At 52.7% G+C, this 25,887-nt stretch carries 13 protein-coding genes, 1 tRNA gene and 11 pseudogenes; 16 read left to right on the forward strand and 9 right to left on the reverse strand.

Annotation, left to right across the window (positions count from 1 at the left end; translation table 11 throughout):
- Window positions 1-24: 24 nt before the first annotated feature.
- The 4 genes from darB to ACWWJF_RS16455 all read right to left on the reverse strand — a co-directional run bounded on the left by darB (window position 25) and on the right by ACWWJF_RS16455 (window position 7,531).
- Complete coding sequence (gene darB, locus ACWWJF_RS16440) at window positions 25-2,352, reverse strand: darobactin export ABC transporter permease subunit (RefSeq protein WP_455870049.1); 2,328 nt, start codon at window positions 2,350-2,352, stop codon at window positions 25-27.
- A 247-nt stretch (window positions 2,353-2,599) separates the two neighbouring features.
- Window positions 2,600-2,875 carry a hypothetical protein gene (locus ACWWJF_RS16445; protein ID WP_455870050.1) on the reverse strand — a complete coding sequence of 92 codons (276 nt, stop codon included), beginning with the start codon at window positions 2,873-2,875 and terminating at the stop codon, window positions 2,600-2,602.
- A gap of 219 nt (window positions 2,876-3,094) precedes the next feature.
- Window positions 3,095-6,442, reverse strand: a complete 3,348-nt coding sequence (locus tag ACWWJF_RS16450) for an ankyrin repeat domain-containing protein (protein WP_455870051.1) — start codon at window positions 6,440-6,442, stop codon at window positions 3,095-3,097.
- A 72-nt stretch (window positions 6,443-6,514) separates the two neighbouring features.
- The gene (locus ACWWJF_RS16455) at window positions 6,515-7,531 is read right to left on the reverse strand and encodes a LacI family DNA-binding transcriptional regulator (protein WP_455870052.1); all 1,017 of its coding nucleotides are present in this window, start codon (window positions 7,529-7,531) and stop codon (window positions 6,515-6,517) included.
- Between the two features lie 226 nt (window positions 7,532-7,757).
- Between ACWWJF_RS16455 and ACWWJF_RS16460 the strand changes: the two are divergent.
- The 9 genes and pseudogenes from ACWWJF_RS16460 to ACWWJF_RS16500 all read left to right on the forward strand — a co-directional run.
- Window positions 7,758-8,794: pseudogene (locus tag ACWWJF_RS16460) on the forward strand (PTS transporter subunit EIIC); the annotation flags it as partial.
- 100 nt (window positions 8,795-8,894) lie between these two features.
- Window positions 8,895-9,926 carry an IS630 family transposase gene (locus tag ACWWJF_RS16465; protein ID WP_455870053.1) on the forward strand — a complete coding sequence of 344 codons (1,032 nt, stop codon included), beginning with the start codon at window positions 8,895-8,897 and terminating at the stop codon, window positions 9,924-9,926.
- A 13-nt stretch (window positions 9,927-9,939) separates the two neighbouring features.
- Window positions 9,940-10,362 (forward strand): annotated as a pseudogene (locus ACWWJF_RS16470) (PTS cellobiose/arbutin/salicin transporter subunit IIBC); the annotation flags it as partial.
- A gap of 29 nt (window positions 10,363-10,391) precedes the next feature.
- Window positions 10,392-11,822: a 6-phospho-beta-glucosidase gene (locus ACWWJF_RS16475; RefSeq protein ID WP_455870054.1), complete on the forward strand. Its 1,431-nt coding sequence runs from the start codon at window positions 10,392-10,394 to the stop codon at window positions 11,820-11,822.
- A 205-nt stretch (window positions 11,823-12,027) separates the two neighbouring features.
- Window positions 12,028-12,975, forward strand: coding sequence for a VirK/YbjX family protein (locus tag ACWWJF_RS16480; protein WP_455870055.1), 948 nt, complete (start codon window positions 12,028-12,030; stop codon window positions 12,973-12,975).
- 140 nt (window positions 12,976-13,115) lie between these two features.
- Window positions 13,116-14,123 carry a cation diffusion facilitator family transporter gene (locus ACWWJF_RS16485; protein ID WP_455870056.1) on the forward strand — a complete coding sequence of 336 codons (1,008 nt, stop codon included), beginning with the start codon at window positions 13,116-13,118 and terminating at the stop codon, window positions 14,121-14,123.
- A gap of 11 nt (window positions 14,124-14,134) precedes the next feature.
- The gene (locus ACWWJF_RS16490) at window positions 14,135-14,437 is read left to right on the forward strand and encodes an ArsR/SmtB family transcription factor (RefSeq protein WP_455870057.1); all 303 of its coding nucleotides are present in this window, start codon (window positions 14,135-14,137) and stop codon (window positions 14,435-14,437) included.
- A 112-nt stretch (window positions 14,438-14,549) separates the two neighbouring features.
- Window positions 14,550-15,477, forward strand: a pseudogene (locus ACWWJF_RS16495) (D-2-hydroxyacid dehydrogenase).
- A 171-nt stretch (window positions 15,478-15,648) separates the two neighbouring features.
- Window positions 15,649-15,724: transfer RNA gene (locus ACWWJF_RS16500), tRNA-Gly, on the forward strand.
- A gap of 166 nt (window positions 15,725-15,890) precedes the next feature.
- Here ACWWJF_RS16500 and ACWWJF_RS16505 read toward each other — a convergent pair.
- Window positions 15,891-16,931: an IS481 family transposase gene (locus ACWWJF_RS16505; RefSeq protein ID WP_455868673.1), complete on the reverse strand. Its 1,041-nt coding sequence runs from the start codon at window positions 16,929-16,931 to the stop codon at window positions 15,891-15,893.
- A gap of 132 nt (window positions 16,932-17,063) precedes the next feature.
- A pseudogene (locus tag ACWWJF_RS16510) lies at window positions 17,064-17,810 on the reverse strand (IS4 family transposase); the annotation flags it as partial.
- A gap of 98 nt (window positions 17,811-17,908) precedes the next feature.
- On the opposite strand from ACWWJF_RS16510, the pseudogene ACWWJF_RS16515 reads away from it, so the two are divergent.
- Window positions 17,909-19,035, forward strand: a pseudogene (locus ACWWJF_RS16515) (IS3 family transposase); the annotation flags it as partial.
- Window positions 19,036-19,138: 103 nt separating this feature from the next.
- The gene (locus tag ACWWJF_RS16520) at window positions 19,139-20,179 is read left to right on the forward strand and encodes an IS481 family transposase (RefSeq protein WP_455868660.1); all 1,041 of its coding nucleotides are present in this window, start codon (window positions 19,139-19,141) and stop codon (window positions 20,177-20,179) included.
- A 197-nt stretch (window positions 20,180-20,376) separates the two neighbouring features.
- On the opposite strand, the pseudogene ACWWJF_RS16525 reads toward ACWWJF_RS16520, so the two are convergent.
- Window positions 20,377-20,643, reverse strand: a pseudogene (locus ACWWJF_RS16525) (IS4 family transposase); the annotation flags it as partial.
- Between the two features lie 189 nt (window positions 20,644-20,832).
- The gene (locus ACWWJF_RS16530; RefSeq protein WP_455870058.1) at window positions 20,833-21,135 is read right to left on the reverse strand and encodes an IS4/Tn5 family transposase DNA-binding protein; all 303 of its coding nucleotides are present in this window, start codon (window positions 21,133-21,135) and stop codon (window positions 20,833-20,835) included.
- A gap of 127 nt (window positions 21,136-21,262) precedes the next feature.
- Between ACWWJF_RS16530 and ACWWJF_RS16535 the strand changes: the two are divergent.
- The 5 genes and pseudogenes from ACWWJF_RS16535 to ACWWJF_RS16555 form a co-directional block, all read left to right on the forward strand.
- Window positions 21,263-21,439, forward strand: a pseudogene (locus ACWWJF_RS16535) (ABC transporter ATP-binding protein); the annotation flags it as partial.
- Window positions 21,436-21,849: pseudogene (locus ACWWJF_RS16540) on the forward strand (serine hydrolase); the annotation flags it as partial. The pseudogenes ACWWJF_RS16535 and ACWWJF_RS16540, both read left to right, overlap by 4 nt.
- A 100-nt stretch (window positions 21,850-21,949) precedes the next feature.
- Window positions 21,950-22,981, forward strand: a pseudogene (locus ACWWJF_RS16545) (IS630 family transposase).
- A gap of 68 nt (window positions 22,982-23,049) precedes the next feature.
- Window positions 23,050-23,894, forward strand: a protein-coding gene (locus tag ACWWJF_RS16550) for an IS5 family transposase (RefSeq protein ID WP_455870059.1) whose coding sequence is annotated in 2 segments (ribosomal slippage) — window positions 23,050-23,395 and window positions 23,395-23,894 — 846 coding nt in all. Because the reading frame shifts where the segments join, the coding sequence is not laid out codon by codon here.
- Between the two features lie 15 nt (window positions 23,895-23,909).
- Window positions 23,910-25,016, forward strand: a pseudogene (locus tag ACWWJF_RS16555) (serine hydrolase domain-containing protein); the annotation flags it as partial.
- A 46-nt stretch (window positions 25,017-25,062) separates the two neighbouring features.
- Here ACWWJF_RS16555 and ACWWJF_RS16560 read toward each other — a convergent pair.
- A pseudogene (locus ACWWJF_RS16560) lies at window positions 25,063-25,886 on the reverse strand (isoaspartyl peptidase/L-asparaginase family protein); the annotation flags it as partial.
- Window position 25,887: the final 1 nt, after the last annotated feature.

Genomic DNA, 25,887 nt, shown 5'->3' on the forward strand with positions numbered 1-25,887 from the left:
GTCTAATTGAATGTCCATAACGGCTTATCCTCGCCTTAACCGCGGGCGAGCTACCCTGCCATCGTGCAATACCAGTGACAGTGCCATAATGGCTACCACTATGAGCCCCAGCAACAGCAGTGCCGCAAACGCATTGACATAAACCAGTTCGGCAACGGTGTCATACTGCTGTAGCCAGCGCCTTAACAGCAAACATCCCAAGGTCAGTGACGCCAGTAAAGAGAACAGCATGGGTAGCACATGTTGTTGCAGGAAAAACACTACGTTTGTCGCAAGAGAACCCCCCACCGCTTCCATGATTTTCAGTGTGCTGTCTAACCGCTGAGCGTCTGACAGGCTGATCACCAAGGTGCTGATAACCATTAATATCAACGCCAAACTCGCGGTGGATGTAATAACGTTGAGCATCATAGAATCGTTATGAAAATGACGGTTATGAAGCTCTTGTACCGTTTGCAGCGTTAAGTCAGGTGGACCATGCCGTTTAATCTGTGCGGCAATAGAGGCCTCCTGTTGATCGTTCGAATACGCGACCGTCGCGAATTTTTCCAGGCGGTCATTGATGAAGATGATCAAAGGTTGGGGCGACGAGAGGTGTTCTCCAAGGTCGATATTTTCCACTATCCGTAACACCCGAAGTGTTTTTTGTCCTTCCGGCAATGGAATGTAATAGCGGGTATTCAGCACCTCATCGACGGTTTTCTGCCCCATGGCATCAATGAATGCGCGGGTAACGATGGCGTGGCATACACCGTCATCTGTGCTGGCTCTCAGCGTATTCTCTTGGCCTGCCACTGTTTTTAATCCCCAGACCTCCGCAAAGTATTTGTCGGCAGAAAGAGTATTGATAAGGGTAAATTGGTCTTGTACCTGTTGTTGCGCGTGCTGCACGTTGAGGATGTGACGCGACATGTCAAAAGGTTGCCAACTGCTCAAACTGAAAGCCGACGTGCCTGCGGTTTCCTGGAGCCGATGTTGTAATTCACGCACGCTACTGAGTGTATAAAATCCTTCATCAAGCACGAATGTCAGGCGGTGTTCTTTCTGGTAACCCACCTCTGCATGCATCGCCCTGTGGTGTTGCGTCATCACTCCGGCCCACAGATAAACGGTAGTGCCGGCGACCAGGAGTTGCACCACCATCACCATGCTGTTGAAGTAATAAAAACTCTGTTTTTCATAGCGATTTGGGGTCTGTGAAGCCGGATTGGCAAACAAGAAGAAAGAGAGACTCAGCAGGTGAGAGAGTAGCATCATCAAGCCAATGAACAGGGTGACACCCAAAAATACCGTCAGCAGGCGTGCCATTGGGTGTTGGAGGAGCAATTCGCTTACGTCTGCCGACAAAGGGAACAGGGCGCAAAGCAGTAAGGTTGCCAACGTTACCGTTGTCAGGAACTGCGGCAAGAATAGGCTCAGCGATTCTGCCAGAATTTGCGCAGTTGAAGCACCGAGACTGCGCTTGATATGCAGGCTGGGGCGTCTGGCGGCATTGAGAATACCGTTGATGTTGAAAAAATTGGCCACGGTGGTGAATAGAACAAACAGTGCTGCGGTGTATAGCGTATGAAGCAATGATTTTTCACGCGTCTTGACGAATTCATCGGCATAGCCATCGCCATAGTGCATATCAAGGATATTTTTGGCGCTGAACGTCAGAAACGAAGAAGGTGTAAAAGGTGCTCCGGGTATCTGTGGCCCATTATTGGCGACGATGCTAGCCAGCAGTTGTTGATCAAAATGCGAGTGGGAGGGAGGGAGGAGAGCGAAGGCATAGACATGGCTGTCGTACCAGTCCAGGCGTTTATCGGGGTATCCCGCTATCCGTTCTGGGGTGAAGGCGACCGTGGCGGGCAGGTGCAGACTGCTGTCAGGGTGAGGCTCCACGATAGCCTTGATGGTGAACTGGCCGTTTTCCCCCAAATCCACTAATTTGCCCAGTGGGTCATCTAATCCAAGATAGTGGCGGTTAAAATCGGCCGTGATGTAGATGTCATGGGGGCCGGGTGCTGGCAAATCTTCACGAAAAGGGTGCAGTTGTGCCATGAACGTTGGGGTGACGGCAAATACGGTAACGCGGGGAATAACTCTGCCTTGACGGTGCAGGTGAGTATGCAGCCGGTAAGCGTATCCGACGTTTTCTATATCGGGATGTTTCTGTAATGCCTCCACCAGCGGAAAAGGGATCTGCGCTGAGCGAACAATATCGCCATTAGGGAGATTGAATTGACTTTCAATGCGATATAAACGTTGATGCTCCGGCAACGACCTGTCTATATCCATATCGTTATACACATCTTTTGGCCATTTTTTGAACAGGATGCTCAGAACCCCGTGAATTAAGGCATTCAAGCCATCCCATTGGCTTTTTGAGGTTCAAAATGCCACTCTGAGATAAACCCGTAATTCATTGATTAAACAGTGCGTTAGAAAGATGTGTATAACGATATGGGTTAAAGCGTTATCTGGCATATGTGTTAATCAAATCAATGACTATCATCTGTTCATCAAAATTAGTGAACCTCATCCATGAGGTTCACTGTGTAGGCTTAAATATACTATTCAACGGTTTTCCAGTATAGAATGACGAGTCGCTCTATCATTGTGGCTTGTAGTTGAACCCTTTCGACCAATTCCACGCAAGTGCCATGGGGGAAATAGTTAACTGTAATATATCATTGACGTGTGTGGTTGAAATGTCAGGAATTATTCCTTTTACACTTTTGCTTAACGCCATTAAATTTTCATGTAACTGTATGGATGGCGTTATTACTCTTTCATCAGCGATTGCATGCATAAAACCTCCGGTTTTTTCATAAGGCATGATTAAAGTATATATGACAAATTGCATATCACTGCAGTGTGCAATCACCACTTTAAAGTTGATTTAATTTTCGTCAATCCCATTTTGTTTTATTTTAGGTTTTATTTATGTATTGTTTTGCTTTTTGATTAGGCGTTCGTCATTTTAAATGTAACTTTAATTGTAAGTATATAATATTTCGATAGTAATTAAAATAATATTTCTACCGGCGATATCTGCGTTCATTAGCGCTGATATCGCCGTTATTTTATTATCTGCCAACCGTTGATGTCACGATAACCTCTGCGCAGCCGCACCGAACCCGTGGAGGGTTGCCGTCATCATGCTCATCATGCTCATCAGCGAGACGCAATCGGTCAGATTGCGGCGTGAAGCGATCATCAGCGGGGTTTCCCCGGCGGCATTGGCTCTATTTGGGTCAGCGCCCGCGGTGAGCAGGCTGGTGACCATCTGGATAACCTCATCCTCTTCAACCTCGTCTTCATCGAAAAATAACGCGGTATGCAGTGGCGTATTCTCACCGTCATCTGGTGCATTGACGTCAAACCCTTGCTCACAGCAGAGTGTCACGATGGCCTGATGCCCGAGATAGCAGGCATAGTGCAGCGGTGTGATACGCCGATCGTTAGCTTGATAGGCAACCTCTCCGTGTAGCAGCGCCGTTCTGAACTGGGCTTCCGCCGTATCGCTATGACGCCGCAGGCAGATGGCGTGCAGCAGGTTGTCGCCGTTATTGGCGCACTGGTGGCGGATTTTTGATGTGGATTGGCGCGCCCACAGCAGGTCGAAATAAGGAGCGGCGCAATATTGTGCGGCCAGCATCAACGGCGTTCGGCCAAGTTTATCAGGCTGTTGCGCGTCGGCGCCGCGCTCCAGCAGCAGGTGGACAATAGATTCCCGGTTGGCGCGTAGTGCAAAGATCAGCGGTGTATCGCCATCCTCATCCGCGGCATTGATATCCGCGCCATGATCGAGCAGACGTTTGACGATCTCGCCTTTTAGTTCCGGATCGAAGCTGTGCTCTGCCTCCGTCTCTTCGTCATCGGGGTAGGTGTCGTAACTGTAAGCGCGTGCTATCGCCTCATGCAGAGCGGTGCGCCCTTGTGCATTCGCCTGACGGGTGTCAACGCCGTGTGCCAACAGCGCCTCTAGCCCGGCCAGACTCCCGTACCCGGCAGCGCACATCAAGGGATAGTCGCCATAGGGATCGATCCAGTGACAGTCGGCTCCGGCCGCTAACAGCAGTTCTACGGTTTCGCGGCGCGAGACTTTATCGACCCACCCCCAATTGCTCAGGGCGCGGTGCAAGGCGGCGGAGTTATCGAACCCGCCGACGGCGTTAGGGTTTGCGCCACGTTCGACGAAATAACGCACCAACGGCGTTTGGCATTTGGACACCGCCATCAACAGCGGCGTCGCCTCGGTGCCGCTTCTCGTTTCAAGGTCCAACAGCCCGCGCCGTTCCAGCTCATCAAGGTACGGGGTCACGGTCGATTCCGGTCTGCCGCTCAGACGGGTGCAGGCAAAATGGACAAACTGCTCTTGTTTGATACAGGTGCGGCAAGCCGGATCGGCACCGTGATCCAGCAGCAGGGTAAAGATGTCGAAGTACTCCTGCATGATGGCCCATTCAAGCGCGCTGTTTTCCAAACGTGTCACCCCGTTGCGATGATCGAACTCCGGCTTGAAGCGGCGCGTCGAGGTGCAGTTGAGATCGGCCTCCGCGCTCAACAGCATGTTGCACACGGCATACGCATACTCTGGCGTAATTTTATCACGGTCCCCACTCACACGATCCATGGTGTAGATCAGCAGCGGTTGTTCAACATAGACGATGCTATCGCCTTTGATCTTCCTGCCAATAATCCGATTCGGATCGTTACCGACGATCAGACGTTGGACGGTTTCCAGCGACATGCGGGAACCGATGGCGCGCTGTAGCGGATCGCCAGAGATCTCACTGATAACATCGAGGGGTTCCGGCAGGGTATCGAGCAGCGGGCTGATATCCTCACCGGCTTTTGCGTAGTCCAGGTAATAGGCGATCATGTTGCCGTTGAAATGTTCGTCTCTAATCTCGGCATTCAGCGGCCAACCGATATCCAGCAGGGTGCGAGCCAATGGAATAAAATACTCTGCATCGTACAGCGCAATGCACGCCGCAAGCGTATGGGTGGTGCTCAGTGGCGCATAGTCATGCTGGTTATAATGAAACGGCTCTGCGAGCGGTAATGGCAGCCCTTTGCTGCGGTAGATCCCCTGTAAACGGCGCAGCACAGCGGATACCTTGCTCAGGCGCATCCGTTCTCCGTGGGGGTTCTGAGTGAAAAGGTAAGAGAACACCGTACCCTGTTTACAATCGATCCAGGTGAGATTGGCACCGCGCGTTGCCAGCAAATTGGCGGTCTCCATGTGGCCAAACAACACAGCCAGATAAAACGCTGACAGACCATGACATTCAATGGCTGCACCGCGCTCCAGCAACCAGGTCAGCAGAGCCTGACTATGTTCCACATCGTCGGGCCAACCGACGACGGTGTGCAGGACGCTGATCTCGAAATGAGACCAGGCACCCGACGTATTGATGTCAGCGCCTTTGTCCAGAAGGGTGCCCAACAGGGAGAGTTTTTCATCCCGGCGAAGACCGGTTGCGGTGGCGATATCGATAAACAGGGTATTGATATTGGGGGCATCGTGCGGCAATTCGTCAATGATCTGCCGGATGGTACGCGAATCATGGATCAGGATACTGAGGGGAAGCTCATGCCCTTGGCTCTGGTTCAACTCGAAAATCAGTTTTACCTGCTTGGGCCGGAAGTTTTTGCTGGTGAGATAATCGATGATTTCCCCTTTCTCATCAGCAGGAATGCTGATCCCGGCTTGCAGCAGCCGGATAAAACCGGCGAAGTGCCCGCGTTTGAGCGCTTCCAGCCCGATACTGGCATAATGGCAACTGTCCAAATCCAGATCGTGTTGCAGCCCGCTTTTTTCCAACTCATCCAGCACGCTGGTGAAGGTGGTAATACTGAGTTTGTCCTCAGTGTTGTACAGCGTTCCGTTGGTCAGCGCGGAATAGAGCGGCGTTGCCCACGGCTGTTCTGCCCGGATGACGTCAGCGCCCAGGCGGATAAGCCAACGCAGACGCAGGGTATCAATGGTGATGTGTTCCTGGCTCAGATAGTAGGCTAGCAGTGTTTTACCGCTGGCCCGGGTATCGATCGCGTTCAGATCCAAGCCCTGCTGTAGAAAGAACGCAACGTGTTTCTCTTTCAGATCTTTACGTTGCACCAAATGGTGTAGCAGCGGTAAGCCATCGATATATTCCGGCAGGAAGATACCGGAATCGAGAAACGCTTCAATAAGCGGCAAACAAAGGGAATTGACGACCTCGTTTATCGCGGGGAGATGTCTGCCCTGTTCACCGAACACTGGCTCACTCCCCTGCGACAGCAGGTAGCGTGCAATCTTCGCTTCGCGGTAGATGACGGCATAGTGCAGCGGCGCGTAGCCGTGCTCATCAGGTTGATTGCAGTTGGCAGCATCGATGCGCTGCTGGATTTTTCTGAGGCTACCTGATTTGATCAGGTCGCCGAGGGTCTTGGGGCGGCTGAAAAACATCGATTTGATTTCGCGTATCCTTACGTAACCGCATGATATCACGACATCGTTGACACCGCATCGGTGAAAAAACTAGCGATAAAACGGTCCCGTCGTCACCGAATCGCGCAGGATCAATGATGCCGGATAGGCCTTGCGTTGACTCAACGTCCCACCATCCAGCATGGACAGCAGTCGGTTGATGATCTCTTGAATCATCTCGCCCAACGGCATTTTCACGCTGGAGAGCGAAGGGATGGTAAACGCCGCCGTGGGCAAGTCATCAAAACCAATTACCGATACTTGCTCGGGCACACCAACGCCGAGCGTATAGAGCTGTTTGAGCGCACCAATAGCCATGTCATCATTGCTGGCGACCAACGCGGAGAAACTGATCTGATTGTCTAGCAGTTTGTTGACGGCCTCAACACCATTGGTGAGTGCCCACTTACCGAGAACGATACGGCGTTCATCCACGGGAATTGTGTGCTCTTCCAATGCGGCTTTGTAGCCTGCGAGGCGTTCCATGCCTGTGGGCGAATCCAGTGCGCCGGTGATAAAGGCAATTTCACGATGCCCTTGCTCGATAAGGTGGTTGACGGCATTGCGGCTGGATTCATGCTGATCGGAGTAAATGCAGTAGCTGTCATTCACCCGTAACCGGCGGTTCAGTAACATGATGGGCTGTTTATGCTGGCTGATGATCTGATCCATCTCATCAATGGTAAGAAAACGCGGATAGATGATGATGGCATCGCAGCGTAAATCGATCAGGAATTGAATCGCGGCGCGCTCTTCTTCAGCGCTGTGTTTGCCATCCACCAGCAGCAGTTGGCGGCCGTGCGCCTCGGTCATTTTTGCCGCTTGAAACAGCAGCTCACTGAAGTAAGTATCGTGATACAGGGTATTGGTGATCACCAGCCCAATGGTTTGTGATTTTTGCGCAGCGAGGTTACGCGCCAGCAGATTGGGGCGATAGCCGCTCTCTGCTATCGCTTTGAATACACGATCTTTTGTTTCCTGGCTGACGTAACCGTTACCTGACAACACTCGCGATACCGTCGATTTGGCGACCTCGGCCTTCTTTGCCACCTCAAGAATGGTTGTCATGTACTGTTACCCGCTAAATAGTCATCTTGCGGCAGTCTACCCATTTTGCCGTTTTTTTTCAGTAGCTTCGTTGAAGCGGTCATGTTAACGGCAGGTGATCGTTATCACGAAAAGGAAAATTAATGGTTTTCCTCTCTTGTTTGGCGCTGTGAAACGTTTCATGATTTTGTGGAACCGGTCCCCTATGGCGATTTTTTCCGCACCGACACCAAGAGATAACCCACTTATGTCCAAGAATTATGAAACTGTCTCTCGCGCTATTGTGGATGCGCTGGGAGGACTGGAAAACATTGAAGCGGTGACGCACTGCATGACGCGTTTGCGCTTCGTGGTAAAAGATAAAACGCAGGTAGACAACCCGACGCTCAAAGCCATCAGCGGAGTGATGGGCGTGGTAAACACGGAAACGCAGTGTCAGGTGATTATTGGCAACAACGTGGCGAAAGCCTATCAGGAAGTGTTGAAGCTCGGCCCGGTGGGAGCTGCGGGCACGCTGCCCGATGCCAAACGAAAAATCACCTTAAAAAGCATTGGCGCAGGCATTCTGGACGCACTGATTGGCACCATGTCGCCGCTGATCCCGGCGATTATCGGCGGCTCGATGGTGAAACTGCTGGCGATGATCCTCGACATGTTCGGCCTGTTCGAGAAGTGCTCCTCTACGCTGGTGATCCTGAATGTGATCGGCGACGGCGCGTTCTTCTTCCTGCCTATCATGGTGGCGGCCTCGGCGGCACTTAAATTCAAAACCAATATGTCGCTGGCTATTGCCATTGCGGGCGTGTTAGTGCATCCCAACTTTATCGACCTGATGGCAAAAGCGGCACAAGGGCAGGTGGTCGAGCTGGCGTTTATTCCGGTCACGGCGGTGAAATATACCTATACGGTGATTCCGGCGCTGTGCATGACCTGGATTCTGTCGTACATCGAAAAAGGCATCGATCGCATTACGCCGGCAGTGACGAAAAACTTCCTGAAACCGATGCTTATCGTGCTGGTCTCTGCACCGATCGCCATTGTGATTATCGCCCGTTGGGCATCTGGATCGGTAGCGGCATCTCTTCCATCGTTTACACCATCCATGGCTATCTGGACTGGTTATCGGTGGCGATCATGGGGGCGCTGTGGCCGCTGTTGGTAATGACCGGTATGCACCGCGTATTTACCCCGACCATCATTCAAACCATTGCGGAAACCGGTAAAGAGGGCATGGTGATGCCTTCAGAAATCGGTGCCAACCTGTCGCTCGGTGGCTCCTCGCTAACTAACTGTTCCGAATAGTAGATCACCTGAAGGGAACTCAGTCCGAGTAGAGCGATCTGATCAATCGATAAAGCTCCCAAATCATCAACCGGACTGAGCGATGTCGAGCATAGCACCGATACCCCGTAACGAACGACGCCTGATGAAGAAAACTCTCCATAAAACGCGTGACAAGAATCACGCCCGCAGGCTGACCGCCATCCTGATGTTGCACCGGGGCGAGCGCGTGAGCGATGTCGCCAGAATGCTTTGCTGCGCCCGTTCGTCAATCGGCAGATGGATTAACTGGCTCACCCTGTACGGCATTGAAGGCCTCAAATCTCTGCGGCCCGGTCGTGGCCGTCGCTGGTCGTTTGAACAGATCTGCGCACTGTTAATCCAGCTCGTAAAGCGTTCCCCTCATGATTTTGGCTATCAGCGTTCGCGCTGGAGCACGGAACTGCTAGCGATAAAAATCAATGAGATAACCGGTTGCCAGTTGCATGCTTCCACGGTGCGCCGTTGGCGGCCTTCTGCCGGTCTGGTGTGGCGACGCGCAGCTCCTACGCTGCGTATCCGCGACCCGCATAAGGAAGAAAAAATGGAAGCCATCGCGATGGCGCTGGAACAATGCAGCGCGGAACATCCCGTCTTTTACGAAGACGAAGTGGATATTCATCTGAATCCCAAAATTGGCGCGGACTGGCAGGTTCGCGGGAAGCAGAAACGCATCGTGACGCCGGGCCAGAACGAGAAATATTATCTGGCGGGTGCATTACACAGCGGGACGGGAAAAGTCAGCGATGTTGGAGGAAGCAGTAAAAGTTCGTGTTTGTTTATCAGTATGTTAGAGCATCTTAGAGCAACGTACAGACGGGCAAAAACGCTCACGCTGATAGTTGATAACTACATTATTCACAAAAGCCGGGAGACGCAGCGCTGGCTGGAAGAAAACCCGAAATTCAGGGTTATTTATCAGCCGGTGTACTCACCATGGGTAAATCATGTAGAGCGGTTATGGCAGGCGTTGCATGAAACCATCACCCGCAATCATCAATGCTGTTCAATGTGGCAGTTACTGAACAAGGTTCGCCGCTTCATGGAAACCGTCAGCCCGTTTCCCAGTGGAAAACATGGACAGGCAAAAGTGTAGCGGTATTAGGAACAGCTATTTAGCGGTGGCGTTCCGTACCAAAAACCGCGAGCTGCGTCAGACTGCGTTGGCGGCAGCGGCATCCGCCATTGTGGCCGGGATCTCCGAACCTGCGCTGTACGGCGTGGCGGTGCGGCTGAAACGTCCGCTGATTGCAAGCCTGATCAGCGGTTTTATTTGCGGCGCGGTAGCCGGAATTGGTGGCCTTGCAAGTCACTCCATGGCGTCACCCGGGCTGTTTACCAGTGTGCAGTTTTTCGATCCGGCCAACCCGATGAGCATTGTCTGGGTGGTGGCAGTGATGATTTTGGCGGTGGTGTTGTCGTTTGTACTGACACTTATTCTCGGCTTTGAGGATGTTCCTGAAACCGAAGAGGAAGCGCAGCCAACCAAAGCCAAAACAAGTGAACCCGTGCAGGCCACAAGCGTTAGTTAATTGATATTGGTACAAAGAGAAGGTGATTCATGTCAGCAGCGACATTTCCAGACGGATTTTTATGGGGGGGCGCCCTGGCGGCAAACCAGTCAGAAGGCGCTTATCGGGAAGGTGGCAAAGGGCTGACCACCGTGGATATGATCCCTCACGGTCCCGCCCGTTTGCCGGTAAAGCTGGGGCAGGAGAAGCGTTTTACACTGCGTGACGACGAGTTCTATCCCAGCCATCAGGCGATCGATTTCTATCATAGCTACAAGGAAGATATCGCGCTGATGGCCGAGATGGGGTTTACCGTGTTCCGCACCTCTATCGCCTGGAGCCGTCTCTACCCGAAGGGTGACGAAATGATGCCGAACCCGGAAGGTATCGCCTTTTATCATGCGGTGTTCAGTGAATGCCGCAAATACGGTATCGAACCGCTGGTCACGCTGTGCCATTTCGATGTGCCGATGCATCTGGTCACCGAGTATGGCTCATGGCGCAACCGCAAGATGGTGGAATTTTTCACCCGCTATGCACGCACCTGCTTCGAAGCGTTCGACGGCCTGGTGAAATACTGGCTGACATTCAACGAGATCAATATCCTGCTGCACAGCCCGTTCTCTGGTGCTGGCCTGGTGTTCGAACCGGGTGAAAATCAGGATCAGGTGAAGTATCAGGCTACGCACCATGAGCTGATCGCCAGTGCGCTGGCGACCCGGATCGCGCACGAGATCAATCCTGAAAATCAGGTGGGCTGCATGCTGGCGGGAGGAAACTTTTATCCTTGGTCTTGTAAGCCAGAAGATGTGTGGGCGGCACTGGAAAAAGATCGGGAAAACCTGTTCTTTATCGATGTGCAGGCGCGCGGCGCTTACCCGTCCTATTCCGCACGGGTGTTCCGTGAGAAAGATGTTCATATCGAGATGCAGGATGGCGATGCTGACATTCTGAAACACACCGTCGATTTTGTCTCTTTCAGCTACTACGCCTCACGCTGTGCCTCGGCGGAGATGAATGAGCACAACAGCAGTGCAGCCAATATCGTTAAATCTCTTACCAATCCGCATATTATCCGCAGTGAATGGGGCTGGGGCATCGATCCACTCGGCTTGCGTATCACCATGAACATGATGTACGACCGTTACCAGAAGCCGTTGTTTCTGGTGGAAAACGGTCTGGGGGCACGCGATGAGATCAATGCCAAAGGCGAGATCGAAGACGATTACCGCATCAGCTATTTGCGTGAACACATCCGCGCCATGGGCGATGCGATCGATGACGGTATCCCAGTCATCGGTTACACCACCTGGGGCTGCATCGATCTGGTCGCGGCGTCAACCGGGGAAATGAGCAAACGCTACGGTTTTGTGTATGTCGATCGTGACGATCTTGGCAACGGCACGCTGGAACGACGCAAGAAAAAATCCTTTGCCTGGTACCAGAAAGTGATCGCCAGCAACGGTCAGGATCTGGATTAACCAAGAAACGCTATCATTGGTGTATCGCATCAGATTCTGTAAAAAGGCCGATCCCGACGTTAACCGTTTCGGGATTGGCTTTTTAATAAACAAATCATAAACAAATATGGGGTTGGGTTGCTTACTGAAAGATGATTGCATAACGGTTTAGTAAACGGCTGATAGAGATAGGGGTCTGTTTCCGAATCAACACTATTATCTCTATATGGCACTTGCAACTTTTGATGAAATATCATCCCCGATGAGCCGCTGGCAGTTACTGAGCCATCTGCTTCGCGGGGATATTCACCCTGATGAGAAGAGCGTTTGGCTAAAGCCCGCCTACCGTCTTAAATTTCTGGCGCGCTCGTTCCTTCACCCTGTTTTGACGCTGAACTGGCTCCACTACATTGCCAGTCATCCGCAGCGGGCGCAGATGCTGTATGCCCAAATGGCGCTGCCCGATAAACTTCAACGACCATACCTCTCTAGCCGTTTTTCTGCCCGCAACGCTTTGGCCGCTCTTTGTTATCACTATGATGCCGTGGCCTGCGCGAATCCAAGGTTACGTCGCCTGATGCTGACACCTGGCGGTGTACCGATCGTCAATTTTCAGGGTAAAAGCGGTGCTGCTTACGCGTTGCTGTTTGGTTCCCACTCCTCACTGGATAAAGAGGGAGAGATAACGCTTCAGTTGTGTACTGAAGGGATGCCGCTGGCGCGCATGACCATGACCGTGGTGCAGTTCGAAGGACAGAGAGCGTTATTTATCGGCGGATTACAAGGGCCGACGCGGCACTTGCAACAACAGAAGGCGCGCATTTCGCAGGTAACGCGTGATTGCCATGGATTGTTCCCTAAACGGCTGGTGCTGGAAGCGGCCTGCGTACTGGGCGAGCTGTTAGGGATTGAGTGCATGATAGCGGTGGGAAATCATACTCATGTTTATCAGAATTGGCGCTACTGGCATAAAAAGAAAACCAGTTTTCATGCCGATTATGAGAGCTTTTGGCTCTCCGTGGGGGGGCAATTGCGACCCGATGGCGTGTGTCAGTTGCCGCTGCATATTGCGCGCAAAAGTCTCGACGACGTTGCCAGTAAAAAACGAGCAGAGTATCAGCGCGCCAACGGCGTGTTGGCGGAGATCCATCATCAGCTGCATGCCTTGAAATGAGATCTTGATGCCTGTCTGACATGAGAATAATGCGGATGAGCACGGCGATCGTTGCGGCCGGTAACCTGTTTGCATTTCTTGAATTTTAATATATAAATATCAATTCATGTATTAAACCATCTAAAGGCAGGAGAGGTACAATGTCCCATTCTCACCACGATCATGCTCACGACCATGCGCCGACGGTAACGCGGTCAAATGAACGTAAGGTACTGATCGCTTTTGTGATTACTTTTACCTTTATGTTGGTAGAAGTCTTGGGCGGTGTGCTTTCCGGTTCGTTGACGTTGCTGGCGGATGCGGGACATATGCTGACGGATGCCGCAGCACTGGCGTTGTCCTATGCCGCCTTTCGTTTTGGTCGTCGTAATGCAGACACCAAGCGCACCTTTGGCTATTTGCGTTTCGAAGTCATTGCCGGGTTTATCAATGCGCTGACGCTGTTTGCTATCGTCATCTGGATAGCCTACGAAGCGTGGCTGCGTTTTCGCCAGCCGCATGAGGTGCTGGCAGGGCCGATGCTGGTCGTAGCGGCGATCGGGCTGCTGGTGAATATTGTGGTGTTTTGGATATTGACGCGCGGCGGCAGCGAGCATGTCAATATCAAGGGTGCCGCACTGCATGTGATTGGCGATCTACTGGGTTCCATCGGTGCTATCGCGGCGGCCATTGTGGTCTATTTTACCGGCTGGACCCCCATCGACCCTATCCTGTCGTTGGTAGTGTCCGTGCTGATCTTGCGCAGCGCATGGGCGTTATTGAAAAAATCGCTGCACATACTCTTGGAAGGGGCACCCGCCAATGCCATGCCGCAAGAGATTGAACGCTACCTTAAAGAGAGCGTAACGGGAGTGGCAGATATCCACCATGTGCACGTGTGGATGATCACGTCGGGGCGCACCCTGGCCACATTGCATGTACGCGCCAAAGAGGGGGCGGACGTGCGTCAGGTGGTTCGGCAGGTAGAGCGAGAGCTTTATGACCGTTTTCACTTAGAACACGCAACGGTTGCCATTGACTGGGGTGATGAAGATGAGGCGACCTGTAGGTGCAGCCTGTCACCCCTTAAGGAAATACATCAACATCATGACGATCATTCCCATCATCATGATACGGACATATCTGTTACGCGAGGGCACGCACATTGAGTCGTCATGCCATGCTTTCTCTGCATGAAACTACCATCCTGTCAGAAACGTTTCGTCTGATGGGCGATCCTACCCGTTTGCGCATTTTGCATTTCAGCCTGACGGGGCCACATGCTGTCGGTGACATTGCGCAAAACCTTGCGCTTTCACCGTCGCTGGTGAGTCACCATTTACGCCTGCTACGCGGCGCACGTTTGGTGAAGCGGGAACGCCGGTCACGTCAGATTTTTTATACCGTGGCGGATCACCATGTCACCACTATGTTGCTAGACATGGTGAACCACATTGGCGAATCACAAGAAGAAGAAGAGTGACGTCTGTCAGAAAACGGGCCTGCATGCTGAAAGGGTTGCCACAGGCTTCTCGCTACGAGTAGGGTAGTTGTGGTTTTTTTTACGGCTACCGTTGATAACGCGAGGGGGAGAAATGGGGGCGATTCTTTTATTGGAATCTCGAGCTGAGGAACTGCGTGCGCTGTTAAGCACAAAAGCATCGGGGTTGGACTATTGCCTTCCTGATGACGGAGAAGACGCCGTCGCGCGCTGTGACATTTGGCTTGGTGAGCCGGACCGGGCGGTACCGCTGCTGACCGCTGGGCATCGCCCTGCATGGCTGCAATCTACCTGGGCTGGCTTCAAGCCGTTGCTTGCAGCGGGCCTCCCGCAAGATTACCGTTTGAGTCGCGCTGTAGGGGTGTTTGGGCAGCCGATTGCACAATACATCCTGGCGCATTTGTTGGCGCATGAGCAGCGTTTGTTCGCATTGCAAGAACAGCAGCAACGTCAGGAGTGGGATCGCCACCTGTCCGGGCTGTTGACGGGCAAAACTTTATTGATCGTTGGCGCGGGTGATATTGGCGCTGAGGTGGCAGCCATGTTGCGGTCATTTGGCGTAACGCTACACGGGATTGTTAATACACCGCGGGCGTTGCCCGGTTTTGCGTGCGTGTCGGGGATTGATGCGCTGGCGCACGATGTGGCGCAGGCCGACTATGTGGTGAACTTGTTGCCGGATACGCCGAAAACGCAGAATCTGTACAACGCAGATTTGTTCGCATGCATGAAACCCTCCACGGTATTTATCAACGTGGGGCGCGGCACGTCCGTGGTGGATGACGATCTGGTGGCGGCGTTGCGAGCAGGAAAATTGGCGAGAGCGGTGCTGGATGTTTTTCCGTCAGGAGCCGCTGCCACCAGAACACCCTTTCTGGCTAACGCCTCGGTTGACCTTGACGCCGCATATTGCCGGTCCGATGGTGCCAGCGCTGATGGCGGACCTGTTCCTGGACAACTTGCAACGTTACTCCCAGGGGGCGGCGCTGCGCTGCGAGGTTGATTTTTCACGCGAGTATTGAGTTTGCAGGTATTGAGCACCAGCGCGCAGGGAATGACCACTTGCGCGCATTTTCACTGAAAAGGGCTTGCCAGCCTGAAATGATTGGTACATAATGATCACCGCTAACACAAAGTGTTGAATAAATTTAGTATATTCAATATGTTACCGTTAGCCGAATTACACTTCCTAAGCGGGAATAGCTCAGTTGGTAGAGCACGACCTTGCCAAGGTCGGGGTCGCGAGTTCGAGTCTCGTTTCCCGCTCCAAAATGTGATGTATTGAATGCTCAATGATTCTGCAACGCATTAAAAAATAGACCGAAAGGTCTTTTTTTTTGTCCGCGATCCTGACATCAGCAATCCACTACCATGATGTGTATTAGCTCAGACCTGATCTGACAGTTACCGGTTATTTATACAGGTGTCTGTCAGATTAAATCTGGTTCAGATTTTTTTCTGCCCAGACTCGTTTACCATCAAGTAACGTGGCCATTGGCGTACGCCCGCAGCACATTTTACCCTGATGAGTTCGCTCATTATTGTAATGCCACAACCAGTTGTCCAGATCCTTTTGTAGACTTTCTAGGTCCTCGTATAACGTCTTACGGAACGCAACCTGATAAAAATCCTGCAAAATAGTTTTATGGAAGCGCTCGCAGATACCGTTTGTCTGCGGAGACATCGCTTTCGTTTTCGTATGGTCTATATCGTTGATAGCCAAGTACAGCTGATAGTCATGTTGTTCCACTTTACCGCAGTACTCCGTCCCCCTGTCCGTCAGTATTCTTAGCATTGGCAGCCCCTGAGCTTCGTAGAACGGCAGCACGCGATCATTGAGCAGGTCGGCGGCAGAGATCGGTGCTTTACTCGTGTAAAGCTTGCAGTGCGCCACTTTCGAGTACGTATCCACGAACGTCTGCTGGTAGATACGGCCAACACCTTTCAGATTACCCACGTAGAAGGTGTCCTGCGACCCCAGATAACCCGGGTGAGCAGTCTCTATTTCACCACAGGCTTCGTCGTCGTGCGCCTTCTTCTCCAGTGCAGCGATTTGAGCATCAGTAAGTACGATGCCTTCTCTGGCAACTTTTTCCTCAAGTGCCTTCAGGCGCTTACGAAAGTTTTCCAGATCGTGTCGTTGCCAGATGGAGCGCACACCGCTGCCAGAAATGAAGACGCCTTTTTTACGCAGCTGATTACTGGTCCGGTGCTGGCCATGAGCCGGGAACTCAATGGCGTAATCAACAACCGCACGTTCAGTGGCTTCATCAGCACGGTTTTTCAGGTTGGGAACCCGGCGGTTTTGGTTAACCAGAGCGTCAATGCCGCCTTCTGCCGCCAGTTCCTGATAGCGATAAAACGTGTCGCGTGACACCCCCATGATTTTACAGGCTTTTGATACGTTACCGAGTTCTTCGGCGAGATTGAGCAGGCCGGCTTTGTGTTTGATGATGGGATTGTTAGTATGAAGCATGAGAGTTACCTCGTGTTTTGTATAAGGATTCGACACCCATATCAAAACCGGTAACTCTCAACCTTTCAAGGTCCAGTGTCAGAGCAAGTCGCGACTAATACACGTAAGCTGACCTACCTGATAGTCACCTAGTTATACACATCTCTGTTCGTGCCTGAGCGCGCGTAGCGTTTCGGCGGCCGTCATGACTTTCTGCAAGCCTTTCCAGATAGTTTTTGCGCCTAGTTCACCGTCGCCTTTTCGAGCAAGAAAGCCTCCGAGTTGCGCAACTAAGCGCAATACTTCGTTTAGCTTAGGGCGGCCCTTGGGCATACGCTTGTTCATCAGTAGGTAAGCTCCATGAGTCTCGTCGGAATCAAAGAACAACATTGCGTCCAGCTCTGGACAGGTTCGTCCCATACGCATTAAATAGGCGATGCGCCATGCCACGATCATGAACAGCGCCAATGCCCGCTCAATGCGATCCACGGTCGATAACTGTAACGCTTCGACACAGCAGCCGTTCTTCAGCACATTGAAGAACATCTCGATTTCCCATCTAGCCCGATACCAGTCGATCAGCTCCACGATATCTTCTCGTCCTTCAGGTACGCGATTGCTCAGCAACCGCCACTCGACCGGCTTCACGCCTGCTGGCGGCTCAATTTCCTTGGCTATCACACAAGTCACTGCCAACCCGCAACGCAGCGACACTCGCTTCACGCGCAGCGCCTGTTTCACCGTACGCGCCTTCTGCCCCGCGCGAGCCGCCATAACGAATTGGATTTCTCCCACCGGCACGGTCTTTCCAACCTTCTGCCAAAGCTTCTCATTACAGTCCAGACTGCGATTATGAGTCGAGCGGATCAACCAGTCAGCCGGAGTGCCAAGGTCATCAGCGAGCTGCTGATGTAGCCCCCTGTAACACCAGACAGTAGCTGTATCTCCAGATAAGAGATAGGCTTAGATATATGTCTAACAATCATGCTAATTTTGAAATGACCGGGATCCTGTTAGGGCAAGAAGTCCGTAAGCGTAAAACTCCGCAAGAGAAAATCGCCATCATTCAGCAGACAATGGAGCCGGGGATGAACGTCTCCCATGTAGCCCGCCTGCATGGCATCCAGCCCAGCCTTTTGTTTAAGTGGAAGAAGCAATACCAGGAAGGAAGCCTCACCGCCGTTGCGGCCAGAGAAGAAGTGGTTCCAGCTTCGGCGCTGGCGACTGCCCTCAAGCAGGTCCGGGAGCTACAGCGCCTTCTGGGTAAGAAGACGATGGAAGTTGAGATCCTCAAAGAAGCAGTGGAGTACCGCCAGTCGCGAAAATGGATAGCGCACGCGCCCTTGTTGCCAAAGGACGGGGAATAGCTCTGGTCAGCCGCGCCATGAGCGTGTCGCGTGCGCAGCTGTCACTGCGGGTTAACCGTTCTGCCGACTGGCTGGACAGGCGCAGCAACCGGCGTAATGACGAAGCTGATGCTGAGATATTATCGGACATCCTCCGTATCATCAGCGACATGCCCAGTTACGGTTACCGCCGAGTGTGGGGTATCCTGCGTAAGCAACGTCGTGCAGAGGGACTTCCACCGGTGAACGCCAAACGGCTTTACAGGATAATGAGCGAGCATAACCTGCTGTTGTTGCATGATAAAACTGAACGTCCGAAGCGGGAGCATAAAGGCAAAATCGCGGTAGCAGAGAGCGATATGCGCTGGTGCTCAGATGGCTTCGAGTTCGGTTGTGACAACGGCGAGAAGCTGCGGGTGACGTTCGCACTGGACTGCTGCGACCGGGAGGCCATAGACTGGGCAGCGAGCACCAGGGGTTATGACAGTTCAACCGTGCAGGATGTGATGCTGAGGTCGGTGGAAAAACGCTTCGGTAGCGCGCTGCCGGATAAACCAGTGCAATGGCTGACGGATAATGGTTCAGCGTACACAGCGCATGAAACGCGGAAGTTCGCCAGAGAACTGAATCTGGAGCCCTGCACAACAGCAGTGAGCAGTCCACAGAGTAACGGCATGGCAGAACGATTCGTGAAGACGATGAAGGAAGATTACATCGCCTTCATGCCAAAACCCGATGTGCGAACAGCGCTGAAGAATCTTGCAGCGGCGTTCAATCATTTGTATTAGTCGCGACTTGATCTGACACTGGACCTTGAAAGGTTGAGAGTTACCGGTTTTGATATGGGTGTCGAATACTTATACAAAACACGAGGTAACTCTCATGCTTCATACTAACAATCCCATCATCAAACACAAAGCCGGCCTGCTCAATCTCGCCGAAGAACTCGGTAACGTATCAAAAGCCTGTAAAATCATGGGGGTGTCACGCGACACGTTTTATCGCTATCAGGAACTGGCGGCAGAAGGCGGCATTGACGCTCTGGTTAACCAAAACCGCCGGGTTCCCAACCTGAAAAACCGTGCTGATGAAGCCACTGAACGTGCGGTTGTTGATTACGCCATTGAGTTCCCTGCTCATGGCCAGCACCGGACCAGTAATGAGCTGCGTAAAAAAGGCGTCTTCATTTCTGGCAGCGGTGTGCGCTCCATCTGGCAACGACACGATCTGGAAAACTTTCGTAAGCGCCTGAAGGCACTTGAGGAAAAAGTTGCCAGAGAAGGCATCGTACTTACTGATGCTCAAATCGCTGCACTGGAGAAGAAGGCGCACGACGACGAAGCCTGTGGTGAAATAGAGACTGCTCACCCGGGTTATCTGGGGTCGCAGGACACCTTCTACGTGGGTAATCTGAAAGGTGTTGGCCGTATCTACCAGCAGACGTTCGTGGATACGTACTCGAAAGTGGCGCACTGCAAGCTTTACACGAGTAAAGCACCGATCTCTGCCGCCGACCTGCTCAATGATCGCGTGCTGCCGTTCTACGAAGCTCAGGGGCTGCCAATGCTAAGAATACTGACGGACAGGGGGACGGAGTACTGCGGTAAAGTGGAACAACATGACTATCAGCTGTACTTGGCTATCAACGATATAGACCATACGAAAACGAAAGCGATGTCTCCGCAGACAAACGGTATCTGCGAGCGCTTCCATAAAACTATTTTGCAGGATTTTTATCAGGTTGCGTTCCGTAAGACGTTATACGAGGACCTAGAAAGTCTACAAAAGGATCTGGACAACTGGTTGTGGCATTACAATAATGAGCGAACTCATCAGGGTAAAATGTGCTGCGGGCGTACGCCAATGGCCACGTTACTTGATGGTAAACGAGTCTGGGCAGAAAAAAATTTGAACCAGATTTAATCTGACAGACACCTGTATAAATAACCGGTAACTGTCAGATCAGGTCTGAGCTAATACAAATCATTACAATGAAAACCATCCGCACAGTGCGCTGGGATACAACTCCCCAAGAGAATATCGGCGCCAGCGGGCATCGTTAACTTAAGATACAAAAGCTGTCCGGAGATGGTGGGTCAAGATCAGTCATCAGCGAGCTGCATCAACGCCTTGATATCCGCTTCGCGATCGGCTAAGTACACCAGACGTGTGTTTGGCAACTCCGAGGCGAGTTCAGCAACTCGCTCGTATCCCTCGAGCCAGCGCGTACTCTCCTTGATCCCATCGCGTTTTCCGTCTGCATCCTTCGGCTCTCTTGCCCACATCCACGCATCCAGTACGCCCAACCCCACGCGATCCGGACTGACCGCGTAGGTCGGATGCAGGTACAGACCACGCCTGGCTTCGTAGTTCAAGGGACCCAAGCCCATATCGTTATACACATCTTTTGGCCATTTTTTGAACAGGATGCTCAGAACCCCGTGAATTAAGGCATTCAAGCCATCCCATTGGCTTTTTGAGGTTCAAAATGCCACTCTGAGATAAACCCGTAACTCATTGATTAAACAGTGCGTTAGAAAGATGTGTATAACGATATGACCCAAGCCTTGGATTTGCTACCCGTTGAAGTCAAGCTCGGTAGTGTCTTGGATACACAGCACAACCTCGTGTTCTCGGATCCTTTCCTGCGTACGCTGCCAGTGAGGTTGCAGAATGTCTCGCCATTCGAATGCTTGGTTCTCCATGAAGCGGTAAGCACCCAGCGTCTCAGACCATCCGAGGCACGCATGCGGAATGCTGGCTTGCGGATTCTCAGCCAGCCGTATCAAAAGCCCTTTGGCACGCTTATTGAGCCTCGTGTCACCAAGATTTACCCCTTCCAGTTCTTGGTGTGCCCAGCCATCTGAATCCCGTGTCATTTTTCAGCGCCGTAAATGGCGATAGTACACGTCGGTTTCACTTCATTTACAACCCCACCGGCTGCCTATTTCAGCCCGCTAACCCTTGGCATATAAGGCGTTGCGGACTTGTGTATAACGAGGTGACCTGATGGTGAGCCATAATCTGGCCGTGGTGACCCACTTGTGCGAGTAGGTGGGGGTTATGCAGCAAGGAGAGATGGTGGAAATCTTGAGCTCGGAGCAGTTACGTGCCGGGCTGATTCAACATCCTCACACCGCTGAGTTGTATGCATTGAGTATCGCATTGGAGGAACCCGCATGACGCTTGATTGGCAGCGGGCGACGGAGGTGGCGCAGTCCATCACGGCGCAGTGGCAGGGAGAGGGGCAGCCCGGCGGCGCAATTGCGCTGTTTGATAGCAATCAGTTACGGGCATTAAGCTGCGGTGGTCTGGCGGATTTGGTGCAAGGCACGCCGTTTAGCTCGGATAGCGTGGTGCGTTTTGCCTCGGTAACCAAACATTTATTTGCTTCGCTGGTCACCGGGCCGTTAGCGGACGTTATCGCGCTCGACGACCGATTGGCACAGCATCTGCCCCAACTGCGCGGCCCTAGCGGGCAGGTTACCGTTGGACAGGCGTTGGATATGACGGCCGGGCTGCACGATTTGCGTGAAACGCTATCGTTGCTCGGGCTATCGGTCTACAACGCCACGCAGTCTGATGATTTACTAAATAACTGTTCCGAATAGTAGATCACCTGAAGGGAACTCAGTCCGAGTTGAGCGATCTGATCAATCGATAAAGCTCCCAAATCATCAACCGGACTGAGCGATGTCGAGCATAGCACCGATACCCCGTAACGAACGACGCCTGATGAAGAAAACTCTCCATAAAACGCGTGACAAGAATCACGCCCGCAGGCTGACCGCCATCCTGATGTTGCACCGGGGCGAGCGCGTGAGCGATGTCGCCAGAATGCTTTGCTGCGCCCGTTCGTCAATCGGCAGATGGATTAACTGGCTCACCCTGTACGGCATTGAAGGCCTCAAATCTCTGCGGCCCGGTCGTGGCCGTCGCTGGCCGTTTGAACAGATCTGCGCACTGTTAATCCAGCTCGTAAAGCGTTCCCCTCATGATTTTGGCTATCAGCGTTCGCGCTGGAGCACGGAACTGCTAGCGATAAAAATCAATGAGATAACCGGTTGCCAGTTGCATGCTTCCACGGTGCGCCGTTGGCGGCCTTCTGCCGGTCTGGTGTGGCGACGCGCAGCTCCTACGCTGCGTATCCGCGACCCGCATAAGGAAGAAAAAATGGAGGCCATCGCGATGGCGCTGGAACAATGCAGCGCGGAACATCCCGTCTTTTACGAAGACGAAGTGGATATTCATCTGAATCCCAAAATTGGCGCGGACTGGCAGGTTCGCGGGAAGCAGAAACGCATCGTGACGCCGGGCCAGAACGAGAAATATTATCTGGCGGGTGCATTACACAGCGGGACGGGAAAAGTCAGCGATGTTGGAGGAAGCAGTAAAAGTTCGTGTTTGTTTATCAGTATGTTAGAGCATCTTAGAGCAACGTACAGACGGGCAAAAACGCTCACGCTGATAGTTGATAACTACATTATTCACAAAAGCCGGGAGACGCAGCGCTGGCTGGAAGAAAACCCGAAATTCAGGGTTATTTATCAGCCGGTGTACTCACCATGGGTAAATCATGTAGAGTGGTTATGGCAGGCGTTAGATGAAACCATTACCCGCAATCATCAATGCTGTTCAATGTGGCAGTGACTGAACAAGGTTCGCCGCTTCATGGAAACCGTCAGCCCGTTTCCCAGTGGAAAACATGGACAGGCAAAAGTGTAGCGGTATTAGGCTGTGTCCCTTAATCCCATGAGTTATACTAACTGTTTGTTTCTACATCATTTTGAACTATGGCTCGCTACGACCTTCCCGATGAAGCATGGGCTATCATCCAGCCCTTACTCCCTGCTGAACCAGCAACACCACAGGTCGGACGCCCATGGGCTGAGCATCGCATGATTATCAATGGCTTGTTCTGGGTGCTGTGCTCTGGTGCCCCATGGCGTGATTTACCTGAGCGATACGGCCCATGGAAAACCGTTTATAACCGCTTTAACCGATGGTCAAAATCGGGAGTCATTAACATTATTTTCAATAAGTTACTTTCATCACTTGATGCCCATGGCCTCGTGGACTGGTCAACGACTGCGCTGGATGGTAGCAATATCAGGGCGCTGAAATGTGCTGCCGGTGCTCAAAAAAACATTCCGATATCACCGGAGATAATAGGCTGGGTCGCTCTCGAGGTGGTTTTGGCACCAAAATCCATATGGCTACAGACGGAAGTGGTCTTCCGTTAAACATCGTGTTGAGCCCCGGTCAGGCTCATGAAAGTCAGTTTGCACTACGTCTTTTGGACGGTATTGGTGTTCAACGCCAGAACGGCAGTATGAAACGCCGTGGTCATGCGGTGCTGGCTGACAAGGCGTACTCCGGGCATGTATTACGTAACGAGCTGAAAAACAGAGGTATAAAAACTGTCATCCCCCGAAAATTCACTGAAAAAATGGCGGTGGATGGTCGTTCAAAGCTCGATCGTGACGCCTACCGCAATCGGAACGTTGTTGAGCGGTGCTTTGGCCGTCTGAAAGAATACCGTCGCATTGCGACACGTTACGACAAAACGGCGAGGAATTATCTGGCAATGTTGAAACTGGGCTGCATCCGCCTGTTTTACCAGAGGTTATGTAATTAAGGGACACAGCCTAGGAACAGCTATTTAGCGTTTGTTGCCGCACTGGATAAATTAAACTATCCGGCAGGCAGTGAGATTTCCTATTCCAATACCGGCTATCGGCTGGTGGAGGAGGCGCTGAAAGCCAAGGGCATTTTGTTTGCTGAACGCTTGCAGCAGCACATTTGCCAGCCATTGGATATTCACCTGTGGGCACCCGAAACCTGGTTCGATATTGTGCCTGGGTTAGTGCCGGGGTATTGGCACAGCGACAGCTGTTGGCAACTGGCGAGTGCCGGGCTGCATCTGTCCGCGTCCGGCAGCGTGCGTGATTTGAGCACCTGGCTGCAAACGCTGTTGCGCGATGAGGGGCCGAGGCGCGGGGTATTGGCGCGCCTGACCGCACCGCGACAGCTAACGGATGGTCGCGTGACCGGCTATGGTTTAGGGGTTGCCCATTCACGCTTTGGTGATGCGCATTGGCTCGGCCACGGCGGTTCTCATGCGGGTTACAAGAGCTATTTTCTTCTCGATCCGCAGCGGGGCATCGGGTTGGCGTTGGTCGCAAACCGTGAGGACGTATCCACCTATGACAGTGCACTGCGCATCATGGCGGCGTTGACCGGGCAAGAGTTACCGCAGCCGGGTCATGCGCTGATGCCAGGGCTGTATGTGGCGGAAAACAGCAGCGAGTGGCTGGAAATCAGTGGCAACAACGCCTGCTGGTTGGGCGCAACCGAAACGCTATATCCGTCAGGAGAAGGAGCGATATCGCTCTCCAGCCATTTGCCGATGCAGTTGCGTCAGAAGGGGACAGTGATTGAAGGTGAAATAGGCCACGCCGCCAAACGCTTTGTGCTGCCACATCGCGATGATTCTCTCGCCCAAGCGCAAGGCCGTTGGTTCTGCCCGGAATGGCGCAGTGAATGGCTGATTGAAGGCGACCGCCTGGCGATGGGGATTGGACTCTCGGCGCCGGTTGCTTCGCTGGAGTGTCTGGGTCAAGGTCGGCTGTTAGCGACCGTGCAGGATGGCCCGTGGGAGAAACGTTTTGCGTTGCATATCGAAGGCAATAACATGACGTTTTTGCTTAACCGCAGCCGGGTGGTTACGGCGCGACGCGGTGAAGTGAACTGGGCGTAAGCTGAATACGCGGAATGCCAGCACAGGGCATTCCGCTACCTGTACATTAGCGGTAAATGCCAACCCACGGAGCTTGGCCTACATAGCCATAACCGCGATACATCCCTTCACTGTTGAACGGCAAAGCGATATTTCCCGCTTTATCGACGGCGATCAGGCCGCCGCTGCCATCGAGAGGCAGCAGCTTTTCCATCACAACGCGCTCGCCAGCCTGCCCAGCGTCAGCCCGGCATACTCCATTAACGCAGAGACATCATAGGCCGCTACGCAGCGGATAAACACTTAATCTGTGCCGGTACAAGAGACAGCGACGGTATTGTTGTTGGCGTAGCAGCCTGCGCCAACGATAGGGCTATCACCTACGCGTCCGGCCTGCTTGTTGGTCATGCCGCCGGTTGATGTGGCGGCGGCGAGATTGCCTGCGCTGTCCAATGCCACGGCACCGACGGTGCCATATTTGCGTTCCGGATCAATTGGGTCACCTTGAGCCACATCGCGCTGACCATCGTGATCCAGCACAACACGACCTTCTCCCGCTTGTGCGTGATGTAACTGTTCACGCCGGGCATCGGTTGAGAAGAAGTCGGGTTCGACCATCTCCAGTCCCTGCTTACGTGCGAACGCTTCTGCACCCGCCGCGGTAAACATCACGTGCTGGCTCTGCTCCATGACGGCCCTTGCGGCCAATACCGGGTTGCGGATATGGCTGACGCAACTAATGGCACCAGCATCCCGTGTGCGGCCGTCCATGATGCTGGCATCGAGTTCATGGGTTTCATCGTGCGTAAAGACTGAACCGTGCCCGGCATTAAACAACGGACACTCTTCCAACAGCCGTACCGCTTCGGTGACGGCATCTAGGCTGTGTCCC

The sequence above is a fragment of the Symbiopectobacterium sp. Eva_TO genome (genome assembly GCF_053848865.1).

What these genes read in the sequence shown, in the direction of transcription:
- ACWWJF_RS16520 (WP_455868660.1), top strand. Translation starts at nt 19,139, where the DNA reads ATGCTTCATACTAACAATCCCATCATCAAACACAAAGCCGGCCTGCTC.
- ACWWJF_RS16505 (WP_455868673.1), bottom strand. Translation starts at nt 16,931, where the DNA reads ATGCTTCATACTAACAATCCCATCATCAAACACAAAGCCGGCCTGCTC.
- ACWWJF_RS16480 (WP_455870055.1), top strand. Translation starts at nt 12,028, where the DNA reads ATGGCACTTGCAACTTTTGATGAAATATCATCCCCGATGAGCCGCTGG.
- ACWWJF_RS16455 (WP_455870052.1), bottom strand. Translation starts at nt 7,531, where the DNA reads ATGACAACCATTCTTGAGGTGGCAAAGAAGGCCGAGGTCGCCAAATCG.
- ACWWJF_RS16490 (WP_455870057.1), top strand. Translation starts at nt 14,135, where the DNA reads ATGCTTTCTCTGCATGAAACTACCATCCTGTCAGAAACGTTTCGTCTG.
- ACWWJF_RS16465 (WP_455870053.1), top strand. Translation starts at nt 8,895, where the DNA reads ATGTCGAGCATAGCACCGATACCCCGTAACGAACGACGCCTGATGAAG.
- ACWWJF_RS16530 (WP_455870058.1), bottom strand. Translation starts at nt 21,135, where the DNA reads ATGACACGGGATTCAGATGGCTGGGCACACCAAGAACTGGAAGGGGTA.
- ACWWJF_RS16485 (WP_455870056.1), top strand. Translation starts at nt 13,116, where the DNA reads ATGTCCCATTCTCACCACGATCATGCTCACGACCATGCGCCGACGGTA.
- ACWWJF_RS16475 (WP_455870054.1), top strand. Translation starts at nt 10,392, where the DNA reads ATGTCAGCAGCGACATTTCCAGACGGATTTTTATGGGGGGGCGCCCTG.
- ACWWJF_RS16450 (WP_455870051.1), bottom strand. Translation starts at nt 6,442, where the DNA reads ATGTTTTTCAGCCGCCCCAAGACCCTCGGCGACCTGATCAAATCAGGT.